Origin of the sequence: Pseudovibrio sp. POLY-S9 (genome assembly GCF_001431305.1) — a bacterium.
Lineage (GTDB): Bacteria > Pseudomonadota > Alphaproteobacteria > Rhizobiales > Stappiaceae > Pseudovibrio.
This window is the reverse complement of sequence record NZ_LCWX01000214.1, coordinates 27890-41677: the sequence shown is the minus strand read 5'-3', so window position 1 is coordinate 41677 and position 13788 is coordinate 27890. Positions and strand designations below refer to the sequence as shown.

At 51.9% G+C, this 13788-nt stretch carries 13 protein-coding genes; 5 read left to right on the top strand and 8 right to left on the bottom strand.

Annotated features, from left to right (window positions below; genetic code table 11):
• Positions 1–5: 5 nt before the first annotated feature.
• From PPL9_RS21555 to ftsE, 3 genes are all read right to left on the bottom strand, one after another.
• The gene (locus tag PPL9_RS21555; RefSeq protein WP_208988152.1) at positions 6–713 is read right to left on the bottom strand and encodes an ElyC/SanA/YdcF family protein; all 708 of its coding nucleotides are present in this window, start codon (positions 711–713) and stop codon (positions 6–8) included.
• A gap of 102 nt (positions 714–815) precedes the next feature.
• Positions 816–1862 (bottom strand): ABC transporter permease, encoded by a 1047-nt coding sequence (locus PPL9_RS21550; protein WP_057464654.1) that lies wholly within the window; start codon positions 1860–1862, stop codon positions 816–818.
• Positions 1863–1887: 25 nt separating this feature from the next.
• Positions 1888–2547, bottom strand: a complete 660-nt coding sequence (gene ftsE, locus PPL9_RS21545; protein ID WP_057464653.1) for a cell division ATP-binding protein FtsE — start codon at positions 2545–2547, stop codon at positions 1888–1890.
• Positions 2548–2970: 423 nt separating this feature from the next.
• Between ftsE and PPL9_RS21540 the strand changes: the two genes are divergently transcribed.
• The 4 genes from PPL9_RS21540 to PPL9_RS21525 all read left to right on the top strand — a co-directional run bounded on the left by PPL9_RS21540 (position 2971) and on the right by PPL9_RS21525 (position 6359).
• Complete coding sequence (locus PPL9_RS21540) at positions 2971–3936, top strand: zinc-ribbon domain-containing protein (protein WP_057464652.1); 966 nt, start codon at positions 2971–2973, stop codon at positions 3934–3936.
• The gene (gene hpt, locus PPL9_RS21535; RefSeq protein WP_057464651.1) at positions 3933–4478 is read left to right on the top strand and encodes a hypoxanthine phosphoribosyltransferase; all 546 of its coding nucleotides are present in this window, start codon (positions 3933–3935) and stop codon (positions 4476–4478) included. The genes PPL9_RS21540 and hpt overlap by 4 nt, the downstream gene beginning before the upstream one ends.
• Before the next feature lie 14 nt (positions 4479–4492).
• Positions 4493–4891 carry a response regulator gene (locus PPL9_RS21530; RefSeq protein ID WP_057464650.1) on the top strand — a complete coding sequence of 133 codons (399 nt, stop codon included), beginning with the start codon at positions 4493–4495 and terminating at the stop codon, positions 4889–4891.
• A 166-nt stretch (positions 4892–5057) separates the two neighbouring features.
• Positions 5058–6359, top strand: a complete 1302-nt coding sequence (locus PPL9_RS21525; RefSeq protein ID WP_057464649.1) for a S41 family peptidase — start codon at positions 5058–5060, stop codon at positions 6357–6359.
• A gap of 56 nt (positions 6360–6415) precedes the next feature.
• Here the strand turns inward: PPL9_RS21525 and PPL9_RS21520 are convergent, their stop codons facing one another.
• The 5 genes from PPL9_RS21520 to argH all read right to left on the bottom strand — a co-directional run bounded on the left by PPL9_RS21520 (position 6416) and on the right by argH (position 13050).
• The gene (locus PPL9_RS21520) at positions 6416–7048 is read right to left on the bottom strand and encodes a TetR/AcrR family transcriptional regulator (protein WP_057464717.1); all 633 of its coding nucleotides are present in this window, start codon (positions 7046–7048) and stop codon (positions 6416–6418) included.
• A gap of 130 nt (positions 7049–7178) precedes the next feature.
• On the bottom strand, positions 7179–9824 hold the full coding sequence (locus PPL9_RS21515) for a TIGR02302 family protein (protein WP_057464648.1): 2646 nt from the start codon (positions 9822–9824) through the stop codon (positions 7179–7181).
• A gap of 96 nt (positions 9825–9920) precedes the next feature.
• Positions 9921–11192 (bottom strand): diaminopimelate decarboxylase, encoded by a 1272-nt coding sequence (lysA, locus tag PPL9_RS21510; protein ID WP_057464647.1) that lies wholly within the window; start codon positions 11190–11192, stop codon positions 9921–9923.
• A 48-nt stretch (positions 11193–11240) separates the two neighbouring features.
• Positions 11241–11510: a lipoprotein gene (locus PPL9_RS21505; protein ID WP_057464646.1), complete on the bottom strand. Its 270-nt coding sequence runs from the start codon at positions 11508–11510 to the stop codon at positions 11241–11243.
• A 139-nt stretch (positions 11511–11649) separates the two neighbouring features.
• Positions 11650–13050, bottom strand: a complete 1401-nt coding sequence (argH, locus tag PPL9_RS21500) for an argininosuccinate lyase (RefSeq protein ID WP_057464645.1) — start codon at positions 13048–13050, stop codon at positions 11650–11652.
• A gap of 29 nt (positions 13051–13079) precedes the next feature.
• On the opposite strand from argH, the gene PPL9_RS21495 reads away from it, so the two are divergent.
• Positions 13080–13748 carry a TlpA disulfide reductase family protein gene (locus PPL9_RS21495; protein WP_057464644.1) on the top strand — a complete coding sequence of 223 codons (669 nt, stop codon included), beginning with the start codon at positions 13080–13082 and terminating at the stop codon, positions 13746–13748.
• Positions 13749–13788 lie beyond the last annotated feature (40 nt).

The following is a 13788-nucleotide window of genomic DNA, read 5'->3' as shown; positions in this document are numbered from 1 at the left end:
CGAAATTAAGAGGAGTGTTTTACAGGGAATACAGCGTCCAGCTCAACTCGCAGCCGAACGAGGATATACTTCACATATTCGCGTAGGAGAAGCTTTGTTATCGAAGAACTTTCATACCAATGCTCTAAATCCAGCTCTTTATGGTAGACAGGACTTGGGTAAAGCTCAGCATCCGGCAGGCGAACTTGCAATTCGGCCAATGCTCTAGGCATGTGATAGGCACTGGTAACGACCAACAGTGAGCTGAACTGATTTTTTCGCACCCAGTTGGCAGTTTCCTCGGCATTCCCGATGGTATTGAGCGCCTTTCGGTCCAGATCAACGCAGCAATCAAACAACCACATGCGTTTGGAATTGAGCCGCGCAATCTGCTTTGCACTGGTTGATGGGTGAACGCCAGAGATCAAAAGACGCTTCGCGCTTCCCACTTCCAGAAGATCCAGACTTTGCGAAATCCGGTCTCGGCCACCCGTCAAAACAACAATGCCATCAGCATGTTTGGGTACAACCGCCTGCACAGAGGGCTGCAAAACTTCCACAAACCACAAGAAGCCAGCTGCAAAAACGACAGAGCAAATCAGAAACAACAAAAAGAAAAAACGGACACTGCGCCGGACAAACGACTTCCGGCCAGGGCGTTTATCAACGCTGGCTGGTACCGGCTCTTGCTCACCGGTTGCTTTAAATTTAGCCGCTGTGTCGCGCGTATTCAAAGAATGCTCCATGATGTCGCTACAATGCTTATAGCCACAAACCTGAACGAATATTTTCCTGACTACATATCAGAACTGGCGAAAATGGAAAGAAAACGACACTTAATCCATATTTGCCAAATGTCTGTGGACAGCCAGACGAGACGTCAGGGCGGTTAAGACCGCAACAAGCACCACAACAGCAACAATTCCAACGTACCCAATCGCACTCACCTGCACCGCCCCAAACAGGGCCTGCACTTGATTACCGCTAACGGAAGTGATGTCCGAGCTGCCAAAGAAGCCCATAACCAGAAAGCTCAGTGCGGCAATCGTACCGCCAATGACCCCGCCTTTAAGCCCTAACACCAGGAAGTGACGCTGAAACTCGGAGGCAATAAAGCTGACTTCCGCGCCAACAAAGTGCAGCACCTCAACCACATCCTTGTTACCGGACATAGCAGCCTGCGTCGCAAAAATGACGGAGAGCACCATGGAAAACAGCACGAGCACCAGAATACCAAAACCCACAAGCACAGCTGTGTTCGCCATAGCTGAAAGTTGACGATTCCAGACACGGTGATCATCCACCGACGCAGCACGAATATCCTGCTCAATCTGAGCCTTCATATCTGCCAGATTAAGCAGCTCAGGATCATCTATCTCCACCAGAACAAGACGCGGAACCGGAAGCTCTTCCAGTTCAAGCCCCTCCCCAAGCCAGGGCTGAAGCAATCCCTTGGTTTCTTCATCAGAAAGAGCGCGCGCATCTCCAACACCGGGAAACTCGCGAACAAGAGCCAGCGTGCGATCAATCTCCTGCAACATGTTCACGCCATCCGCAGGACGGATCTGCACAGTGACCTCGCGCACCAGATCATTGGTCCAGTCATTCGCCGCATCATTGACGATGGCCACAAATCCAACGGTCAGGCAGGCCAGAAAACTCATGATCGCCACAACAAGCATCAAAGCCTGACCGGAGATCGCCTGCGGCGGAACAATCGGGGCAGGTCTTTCTTTGAGCTTAAACCGTAAACCGGAAGGTTTCGCACCCGCCGCTTTTTTAACCGGGCGACCACCCTTGCCTTTTGGCGGTCCTTTCCGTGGCTTGCCAGGCCTTTTTTGTCCAGCTGACGCACGTTTTGGCCCGGACTTTGGGCCAGACATTGGCGGTTCTCTTCTTTGCTGAGTATCAGTCATGAACAGCCAACCGCCCGTCGTTGAGGATAAGATGCCGAGCTTCCACCTGCTCCAGCAAATGGAAATCGTGGGTTGCGATCACCACGGAAGTGCCAAGCCGGTTCAACTCAATGAACAAACGCAGTAAACGGCGGGCAAGCGGCGGGTCCACGTTACCTGTCGGCTCATCCGCGAGCAAAACTTCAGGCCGCGTGATCAACGCCCGCGCAATAGCAGCACGCTGTTTTTCCCCACCGGAAAGAACAGGTGGCAGCACATGCATACGGTCGCCAAGCCCAACCCACTTCAGCAAATCAATCACATCAGGACGGTACTCTGCCTCGGATTTCCCTGCAACACGGTGCGGCAGAGCCACATTCTCGTAGGTGGTCAGGTGATCCAGCAACCGGAAATCCTGAAACACCACACCAATCCGGCGGCGCATAGATGGCAGCTCAGCCTTTGCGATCTTGGTGGTGTCTTTGCCAAAAACAGAAATCAACCCACGAGTGGGGCGCATAGAAAGGAATAACAGGCGAAGCAAACTGGTTTTGCCCGCACCTGAAGGACCAGTGAGAAACTGAAAAGATTGCGGCTCAATGGAAAAGGTCAAATCCCGAAGTACTTCAGTGCCCATGCCATACCGAAGTCCCACATTCTCAAAGCGTATCACCGAAAATTCCCCTAGCAGACGTAAGGTTTCGCCTTATCAGAAAAATGAGGCCAAACTCGTGCAAATCACTCTAAAAAATAATTTTCTCGCGTTCAATTTTTGACTGAACTTACCCCTGCAAATTTATGCGAGCCTGTTCCTTTGGATATCCCTCGAATAAATTAACACTTCATTAAGGATATAGAGGTCCTCATACTTCAGATAGTATAAATTCTAGTCACTCAACCTGACGTGAAGCACCAGTATTTAGGCTAGTCAAAGCCTACGCAGTTGAGTACTTGTGAGTATATTGCATATTTGGTGGCTCTGAGACGTGTTCCCGACAGCCTCCTTCGGCTCTCGAAGACGAATACGCTAGAAAATGAAGGATTTAAGCGGCTTGTCCATTCCTTTTAAAGGCCAACCGCTTTTGGACCACGCTCGATGAAAATTATCTGCCCTCAATGTAATACTGCCTACGAGATCCCAACGGACAAAATTGGAGAGACTGGCCGCAAAGTAAAATGCGCCAGCTGCAATCATATCTGGCAGGTTACACCAGAGGTAGAGGACGATTGGGCTGCTGCACTCGATGCTGAGCCCGAAGTACACAACAATTCAACACCCGATGATGACCGCAAAGAGCCCTCGTTCTCCGAAAGTTTGGATGAAAGCGATTGGGCTGGTCTCGGCGATAAAGCAGATCGTCACGAAGCATTTTCAGAAGAAGACCTTGTAGGAAAACCCAAGGAAGAACCTTCAGATTCAAGCGGTTCTATGGGCAAGGACACCGACACTCAGTCCAGTGACAAGGCCGGCAACTCCTATGAGGCATCAGAAGAACCAACGGGTTCTGAAGAGGATAAACCCGACGATAAAAAGAAATCTGAAGGCACCTCTCAAAAGTCCAACCGAAGATCTAGAAAAAAAACCAAGTCATCCCGCAAATCAGGTGTTATAAGCGCGAAAGGCCTGCTGGGCGCAAGTCTTCTTGCTGCTTCACTCGCACTCTGTTTTTCAGCTGTGCACTACCGTGAATCAATCGTAAGAACCTTCCCCGATTTGGCTGGTCTTTACCAGTTGGCTGGTATGACCGTAAATCTGCGTGGTCTTGTATTTAAGGATCTGAGAACATTCCGTGAGGTGGACGACGGTTCCGTCGTGCTTGTTGTGGAAGGTTCTGTAGAAAATATTACAAGAAGCGAGACGTATATTCCGGCGATTAAGCTGGCGTTGCGCTCACTGGACACGCAAGAGATACACTCCTGGATTGTTGAGCCAAGAGAAGACTGGCTTGCACCAGGTGATAAAACCCGGTTCAGAGCTCGGCTAAACAATCCGCCAGAGCGAGCCGCCGACATTCAATTGCGCTTTGTTGAGCGCCAAAAGAAAAGAGCGAGCATTAGATGACCGGTAACCCGGAAATCCGCGTGCTGTTTGATGAAGAAGCAATCGCGGCACGCGTAAAAGCCGTCGCAGAAGCTATCTCACAGGACAAGCCTCACAATCTCCTCGTAGTAGCGGTCTTGAAAGGAAGCTTCATTTTTGCAGCTGACCTTGCCCGTGCTTTGCACAGAGCAGGTTCCGTTCCGGAAATGGAATTTTTACACCTTTCAAGTTATGGAAGTGGAACGGTGTCGTCAGGAGAGGTAAAAGTCCTCCGCGATATCGAAAGCGACGTGACCGGAAGAGACGTCATCTTGGTCGATGATATTCTTGAATCCGGCCGCACTCTGAAGTTTGCACGCGACATGATCGCCGAACGTGGAGCCAAGTCTGTCCGGATTGCTGCACTCCTGGACAAACCGAACCACAGAAAAGCCGATGTTAAATCGGATTATACGGGCTTTGATTGTCCGGATAAATTCGTCGTCGGCTACGGCATGGACATGGGGCATGCATGGAGACAGTTACCATTCATCGGCTACGTGCCGCAGGAAGGTGACGACTAACTAGGGGGGCTATAATGGCTCACATACTTCTGACGGAAGACGATGATGCGGTCCGCGCCTTTGTAAAACGTGCATTGGAGCTGGACGGGCACAAAGTGACCGCCGTAGAAGATGGCGCCGAAGCCGCTCTTGTACTGCTGCAACAGCAGGGCAGGTTTGACCTTCTGCTCTCCGACATCAGAATGCCGGAGATGGATGGTATCGAACTTGCGATGCAAAGTAGCGCTCGCTATCCGGGCCTGCCAATCCTTTTGATGACCGGTTACGCAGACCAGCGTGAACGCTCTGAAGAAGTCGGTAAATGCGTGAAGGACGTTCTGACAAAACCATTTTCACTGGTGGAAGTCAGAAAAGCCGTCACCACTGCCTTGGCAGAAGAAGAAGAAGGCTCTCAGCAAACCGCGTTTGCTTAAAGCCCTTCCCCAATAAAGTTTCAAGAAACGCGATCCCTCCTCCGAGCGGTCGCGTTTTGTTTTTTCAGTCTCAAGCGCCAAACCTAAATCCAACACGCTGTACAAAATCGGGGTTTCCTGATCTTCTATGCGCATATTTCATTGTTGGTTTTGAGTGAGCTTTCCCATGGAACAAGAGACTTCTGTCCTTCAACAAGCAATGATGCGCTTGGAAGACCCGGCAGCGCCCCTTCCTCCTGTAGCAAAGTATTATGCAGCCAGCCGAATATATTCAGCGGTAGAGAGCTGTTTCGCGCATTGGGAAAACATCCCGGAAACCAGCAACGCAGATCTCTACTTTCATTATCTGGGTGCATTGGAAGACGTCGAAGATCGCCGTGGCTTCCTGCTCGCAACGCAGAGCTATCTGGCTCGCCTTAAGAACGCGCATACTCACTTCATTGATTTCACGCTCTTGCAAAACTCAGGTTTCGGGTTCTGGACACGCCCCCTACCCGTAGCAGCCTCAAAACGTGCTTGGGCGGTTTGTGGTTCAACCCGCACAGACATCAAAACCGGAGACGTCATTGAGCAGGTCAATGACCTTCCTGCTAATGAGTTCTTTGCGAGGTACACAAATCTTGTCAGCGCCTCAAAGCCAGAAGCGGCAGAACGCAACCTGCTGCTATTCAATAGCTTTCTTTTGCCAAACCAACTCAACATCACTCTTCACGACGGGCAAAGCCTGCAGACCACCCGCGCAGGACACAAGCATCCACTTTCATGTCTTAAAGCATTTGAACTCGACACGTCGGGAAAGCATCCACGCCTGATCATCCGCAGCTTCTCAAAACCAGAGTACGAGGAACAAGCTCTCGCCTTCCTAAGCCAGATCGACAACCAGTCCCCACTCATCCTTGACTTACGTGGCAATGGCGGCGGCAACACACCCATGAAGCTCATGAAAAAACTCTGCCTGGAGCCGATCGCAATCTGGATGGAACGAACACCTCAGATCACCGGACTGGAGAAAGCTGAACAAGGCGTGGCTGCATGGCAAAACGGAGAACTCTCCGCACATCACACCCAGCCCAACGCTGAAACAACGCCCATGCATCTCCTCACAAACGGCGAGACCTTCCCAGCCAGTGCCACACCGTTTCGAGGAAAGCTGATTATTCTGATTGATATTGGCAGCGGCTCAGCAACCGAAGATCTCTTGATACCTCTAAAACATTCCGGACGCGCAACAATCGTTGGAGAAGCGTCCGCGGGCTCAACCGGACAACCCTATTTTGAGGCACCTCTGCCCGAAACACAGCTCACAATCTCGGCAAAGCGTACTGATTTTCCAGATGGGACAAGGTTTGAAGGAGTTGGGATACATCCGGATTATCCAGTTATGCCAACACCAGAAGACATCCGCCAAGGCAACGACCCCGCCCTCACACTTGCACAGCAGCTACTCAGACAAGCCGTGACCAGCTAAACCGGTCTCTAACGCCCTCATTCAGCTTCAGTTTCGCAGCCGATACCTGCGGACCTTTAATCAGCTGCCTTATCAGACGGGCGCTTCTCATAAAATTCCAGCGTATGCAGGCTCATATCAGCATATTCAAAAAGCATATTGCGGGAGAACCCACGCCGGATCAGAACATAAAGCCCCTCAAGGATCATCACATAGAAGATCAGAAGCTTCTCAATGTCATCAGGGTCTTTAAGCTCACTCTTCAGATCCATGAACTTCAGGCGAAAATGCTTCACACCCTCCTGATAATACATCGCAAACTTCGCCAGCAGTTCCTCGTCAAACAACGCCATATTGTCGAGCACACAAAATTTATCACCGTGCTTGCTTTCACGATGACCGACACAGATATCGATGAACTCATAAAGCACGGCTTCGATAGCCGAATGCAGATTGGAGTGCAGCGAAATGGTGCTTTTCAACTCCGCAAAAATGCTGTTGAGCCACCACAGCAAAACCGCAGCGCAGAAGTCTTGCTTGGTCGTGAAGTGCTCTTCCACATACGCCCGATGCGGTCCACAGGCCTCATAGAAGTCTTCCATGGAACAGGCTTGCAGCCCTTTAAGCACAAACACCCTGATGCAGTCATCCATCACCTCTTCGATGATGTGTGACAGAACTTCAGGTTTGTTTGGATCTGTCTGGCTCATGGCGAAAGTACAGGAGCTAAAGCGGGCACGACAATGAAGGAGCCGCCAAATGGCAAAGAAAACTGGAAGGACCGACATCGCGATCAATCTAGTTTTCTAACTCTTCATTAAAGCATCCTGAATCCGCAAATCAGTAGCGCTTCATCAACCGTTCCAGATACTCCAGCTCAAGTTGCGGACGATCGGGATCGGAAAGCCGGCGGCGCAGCTCTTCCAAAATACGCCGCGCCCGCTGAACCTCAATCTCATCAGGCACTTTCACCTGACTGCCAAACTCCGGCCCCTCAACACGGCGCATACGGCCAAGCGGGTCCTCGTTCAGCGGAGAGTTGGTTGCTTGCCCTTGCCCACCAGCCTGTCCGGCCAGTTGCTCTGCAAGCTGCTGAGCGCCTTTGCGCAAGGATTCCAGGGCCTGACTCTGCTCAGATACAGCCTCATCCGCCTGTTGCGCTCCAAGTGCGTCACCAGCATCCTCCATGGAGTTACCAGCACTATCCAGATCTTTGCTCGGCTTGGCACCGTTGTTTGCCATGCTGTCGAGCAGCTTCTGCAGGTCGTCAGAAAGATTGCGCTGCTGCTTCTGCAACTCGCGGAAGGCTTGCTGAGCCTCCTCATTGCTCATCTCACCACCCTGACCTCGCTTATCCTGCTGGTCATTGCACTGGCCTGGCCGGCGTTGCTGGCTATCCGGATCAAACTGGTGCGTTTCATCCATCAGGTTGCGCTGCTTCTGGATCATCTCACCAAGATCTTCCAGGGCCTGCAACATCTCTTGTTGCTGCTGGCTTGGCGCTTGCTGTTGTTGCTGCGCGTTCTGCATGTTTTCCAGCATCTGCTGCATCTGCGCCAACAGCTCACGCGCCGCCTCCAAAGAACCGGTTTTCGCCAGCTCTTCCATGCGGCGCAACATGTCATCCAGATCTCGTGGCGTGATCTGTTGAGAGTTCTCATCCATCGGCATCTGACCAAGCTGCTGAGGGTTCTCGCGCATCTGCTGGGCCATAGATTTCAGATAATCATCCAGCGCCTTACGCAGATCACTCATCAGCTCAGCAATTTCCTGCTCCGAAGCCCCCTGTTCCAATGCCCTCCGCAATGCCTCCTGCGCCTCACGCAAAGCCCGCTCGGCAGCAGATAAGCCACCATCCTCAATCGTCAGCGCCACGTTCCACAACACGTCCAGCATGTCTGTCAGCTGTTCATCCGTATTGGCTGCAACCAACTCGGCATAAGCAAACCGCAACGGCAGATAAGACCCTGCATCATCGATGAACCGCTCCGGCGCAATCATCAGCATATCCAGCGCATCCACCACCTGCGGATAGCTCTCAACGTTCATTGCGAGATTACGGCGCTGCTCAACAACAGCCCGCGCCAAAGGTTTATTGAACCGGCGCTCCGGAAGCTTGATATAAACGGGCTGCGAGCGCCCCTCTTGCTCCGCCTCATCACGAGCAACAAGCACAAGAGCCACCTCAGAACCTGCCCATGGATGAGCCGTCAAATCCTGAAAGGTCTGCCCAACAGCCATTTTGGAATCTTTGGGCGGCAAGCTCAGGTTAAACCGTGGCGCCTCCACCAGAGATCGGCCTTGTTTATCCTCATCCCCGCGCTGAACCTGCTCCATAATAGCCTCAGCAGAAACCACGCGGTAATCATCCTGCACCAGATAAGTCAGCTTGAGACTGCCTGAAAGCTGCTCTTCCGGATCATCAAACAAACGAATGCGCGGCGGCAAGTCAGGGCGAATAGCAATCTTCCAGGAATATTTCGGAGAGTCATTTTGAAGGATCTGCAAGCGTCCGCTTGAGTTCAACGGAAACCGCCATTCGGTGGTTTTCAGCTCTGCAGAGCTTTCACCAGCTCCCGGCTGAACACGTTCCGGTTCCAAAACTTCTTGTCCACGGCGCGAAAAATAAACAACGGAGAATTCACCAGTGCCCTGTGCCCGCACCAACACCTCACTGCCACTGGCAATCGAGAGCGCATCTCGAGAATCCCGCAGTTGATTGGCATCCCCGCTGAGGAAAACAGGAGCCTCACCCGTGTAAGCTGGCGGAGTAACCCACGCATCAATGCGAGCAGGTAAAACACTTCCCACACCCTGAGACTGGAACGGTGCCAAAAGGCTGGACCACCGGTTCGCATCCGAAACGGAATACCCCACCACAAGCAACATAACGGCGAAAACACGCAGGGCATAAGGATCTTTGGCAAACCCGCGCGGATTAACGCCCCCAACACGCAGGTTTTTAAGCCGCTCTCGCAACCGCTTTTGATGCGCAGACCAAAGCGCAAGCGCCTCTTCATCATCCATCCCGGTCGCCTGCTCATCCTTGTAGGAGAGCAAAGGTCGGTGCGGTAGATCACTGGCAAGCTCAACCTTGCGCAGCCCCTCCGCTTCATCGGGAAGCTTCAGACGTAAAAGCGGGTAGCAACTCCAAATGAAAACAACGAGAAACAGGATTGATCCCACCGCAGAGCCATAAAACCCAAGCAGCTGCCACAGCCCTAAAAAGCTAACGGCAACATACAGGCACGCCACAATAAGCGGCACCTGAATGGCGGGCCAAAACCGCTCCCAAAACAAATAAAGCTGCGCTTTAAAAGCCAGCCTTTTCAATCGATAGGATAATCTTTGAGAAAACAGGGACTGCCACAGGCCAAATAGCCCGGCCCCTTCGCCATAACGCGTCTTATGCTCTCGCAATTCACTTGCAGAAGCTATGGCATTCTTTAGGTTTTTATTGCCGCCATTCTCATTCTGATGGGTCACAAAGGCCTCGCTAATCGCCGCCTGCTTTTTCTTTTGAGCATACGGCGATTAACGTAGATCAGCAATCTGGCAAACCTAAGGGGCTTTCAAACAGAGTTAAGCCTTTTCAACCCAGTTCGGCACAACGTCTTGATTTAGTAACTCATCGTAACTTGGACGCTGACGGATGATCGCAAACTTGTCGCCATCAACCAAAACTTCAGGCACCAGAAGACGCGTGTTGTACGTGCCGGATTGGGTCGCACCGTAAGCACCGCAGGAATAAACAGCCAGCAGGTCGCCTTCCTCAAACTTCGGCAACTCCCGGTCACGAGCAATGTAGTCACCGGTTTCACAAACTGGCCCAACAACATCCGCCAGCATCTGCTCACCGGTCTGACGCTCTTCGCTCACCGCACCAATGTCATGATGGGCTTCATAAAGAGTTGGGCGGATCAGATCGTTCATCGCAGCATCCACGATGACGAAGTTCTTCGCTTCACCTTCTTTACGATAAATCGTTTCGGTAACGAGAATACCGGCGTTTCCGGCAATCAAACGGCCAGGTTCGGTAATCAGCGTCACGCCAAGGCGCTCAATGTGCTTACGAACAACCTTCGCATATTCAGTTGGCAGCGGCGCTTCAATTCCGCTTCCGTAAGGAATGCCAAGACCACCACCCACATCAAGGTGGTCAATCTCAATGCCATCTTCCTTCAGCATGCCAATCAGCACACCAAGGCGTTCCAAAGCATCATCAAAAGGCCCAAGCTCAGTGATCTGAGAGCCGATATGCATGTCCATACCAGTCACTTTCAGGCCCGGCAGCTGCGCAGCTTCGTTGTAAACAGCGCGCGCACGGTCCCAGGCAATGCCAAACTTATTCGCAGCCAGACCAGTAGAGATCTTAGCGTGGGTCTTCGCATCAACGTCCGGATTGATGCGCAGAGAAATCGGCGCAGTCTTACCCATCTCGGAAGCAACGGCAGAAAGCCGCTTCAGCTCAGGCTCGGATTCCACATTGAAGCACAGGATGTCTGCATTCAGCGCAAAGCGCATTTCCTGACGGGTCTTGCCAACGCCGGAGAACACAATCTTGTTTGCAGGAATGCCCGCTTTCAGTGCACGGCGCAGTTCCCCTTCAGAAACAACATCCGCACCAGCGCCAAGTTTCGCCAACACCGTCAAAATAGCGATGTTGGAGTTCGCCTTCATTGCATAACAGGTCAGATGATCTATTCCATCAAACGCACCATCAAAAACCTTGAAGTGACGTTCAAATGTCGCGCGGGAATAGCAGTAAAATGGTGTTCCAACTTCCGCTGCAATTTCGCTCAGTGCAACATCTTCAGCGTGAAGCACGCCATCCTTAAACTCAAAGTAATGCAATGTAGGTCCTCTGCGCTGGCTCCGCCCCGGTGGGCTTAGCGAACCAGTCTAAAAATTGAAGTCGGGATCATCCTCATCCGCACCAATCAACGGATCCAGAAACAGACTTTCGTCCTTATCTCCAGGGATCTCTGGTACAGGAGCATCGTTCAGGGGTGGCGGTGCACCATCTGCAGTCGCCCGAGCTTGGCTTGGCGTTTCCAAACTGCCTTTACGCCCACAAGCGGAAACACTCAGTCCGAGTGCAACAATTGTGAGGCCAATCAAAAGCTTGGAACTACGGCTTTTTGTAATGTCTTTCATGCCTTGCGAGCTCATGTTTTCTCTGCTCCAATCTGGATGATCTTACCAAACCAGAAATTCGACCTAAGGACTGACTCGGGCGAACCCGAGCCTACTCTCAGTTTTATTTCTGCACCGTAACAACGATGACTGCAAGATCATCCGAAGAACAGACTTACTTTTCCGTCTTCTGCTCACGCTCAAGCTGCTTAAGCCAACGGCGAGATTGCTTACGCACATTCACCGGGCTTGTGCCACCATAAGAAACTCGGCTGCGAACAGATTTATCAACGGAAAGAACGCTGTAGACATCATCCGTGATCTTCGGTTCAACGCTCTGCATCTCTTCCAATGTCAGGCGATGCAGGTCTACACCTTTATCGACAGCCATCTTAACAAGTGCACCAGTCACATGGTGAGCATCACGGAATGGCATACCAACCACACGCACACACCAGTCAGCCAGATCAGTTGCGGTGGAGTAACCAGAACCAGCAGCTTTCTTCAGCACCTTCACATTCGGCTCAAGGTCACGCATCATGCCAGTCATGGCTGCCAGAGCCAGAGACAGGTTCGGCAGAGCGTCAAACGCCTGCTCTTTGTCTTCCTGCATGTCCTTAGAGTAGGTCAGCGGCAAACCCTTCATCATCACGAGAAGAGAGTTCAACGCGCCATAAATACGGCCAGTCTTCGCACGGATCAGCTCAGCTGCATCCGGGTTCTTCTTCTGTGGCATGATGGAAGAACCGGTCGAAAACTTGTCGGAAAGCTTGATGAAGCCGAACTGGGCAGAACACCAGATCACAATCTCTTCTGCCAGACGAGACAAGTGCATCGCACAGATGGACGCATCCGCCAGCGCTTCAATGGCAAAGTCACGGTCAGAAACACCATCAAGAGAGTTTGCAGTCGGACGATCAAAGCCCAGAGAAGCCGCAGTCATCTCACGGTCAATCGGGAAAGATGTACCAGCAAGCGCAGCACAGCCAAGAGGACTCTCATTCATACGCGCACGCGCATCCTGAAGACGGGAGCGATCACGAGAGAACATTTCGACATAAGCCATCAGGTGGTGACCGAAAGTCACCGGCTGCGCGGACTGAAGGTGTGTAAAGCCCGGCATCACAACTGCTGCATGCTCTTCTGCTTTTTCAGCAAGAGCCTGCATCAGGTCGGTCACTTGTGCCTCAAGATCGTCCAAAGAGTCGCGTACCCAAAGACGGAAATCTGTGGCAACCTGGTCGTTACGTGAACGAGCTGTGTGAAGACGGCCAGCGGTCGGGCCAATCAATTCAGCCAGACGCGCTTCGATATTCATGTGAATGTCTTCAAGCGCACGAGAGAAGGTAAAGGTGCCCTCTTCGATCTCTGACAGAATTGTGTCTAGACCCTGAGCTATCTTTTCGGCATCTTCTGCGCTAACGATGCCCTGTGCAGCCAACATGCTAACATGAGCCTTGGACCCGGCTATGTCTTGTTGAAAGAGCTTGCGATCAAAATCAATGGAAGCATTGATCTCTTCCATGATTGCATCTGGCCCTTCCGCAAAACGGCCCCCCCACATGCGGTTGCTCATGTCTAGCCTCATTATGATTTGGGTTTAATATGAAGAAACTGACAGTTACCGGAAAGTTCGGCCTCGGAAAAGGGCTTATTGCAGCATTAGCTGGATTTGTCGTCGTAGGCGGAGCCGTATGGGCGCTTAATCAGCAAAAAAGTGAGGATCCACAAGCCCTCGCCTGCTCTTCTTCAATGAATACCGCAAAAAATCTCAAGGGTTTGACCACAGGCGAAGTGGCCGCTTTCCTGCCTGCCGAGAAGCCTTTGAATCTCTCTGAGCTGAAATTTAATGATGCTGACGGCAACTTCATCACCATGGCAGACCTGAAAGGCACCAAGCTGCTCAACCTTTGGGCCACCTGGTGCGCTCCGTGCCGCAAAGAAATGCCGCATCTGGACAAACTGCAGCGTGAGGCAGGCAGCGAAGAGTTCAACGTCATCGCCGTCAACATGGACCGCGGCGAGAACAATCCAAAGCCACTGAAGTTCCTGAGCGATATCGGCGTGAAGGATCTGGCATACTTCTCAGACCACACCATGGACACCTTCAACAACCTGCGCACCAAAGGCAAAGCCCCAGGCCTGCCAAGCACAATCATGATTGGTGAAGACGGCTGCGAAATCGGCACCATGTTCGGCCCTGCCGACTGGGCAGCCCCAGAAGCCTTCGCACTGGTCAACGCCGCGCTGGCTGGACAGAAAAAGGTTCAGTGAATTGAAATTCACGTAGCGGCTACTTAGATACATCTCAAAA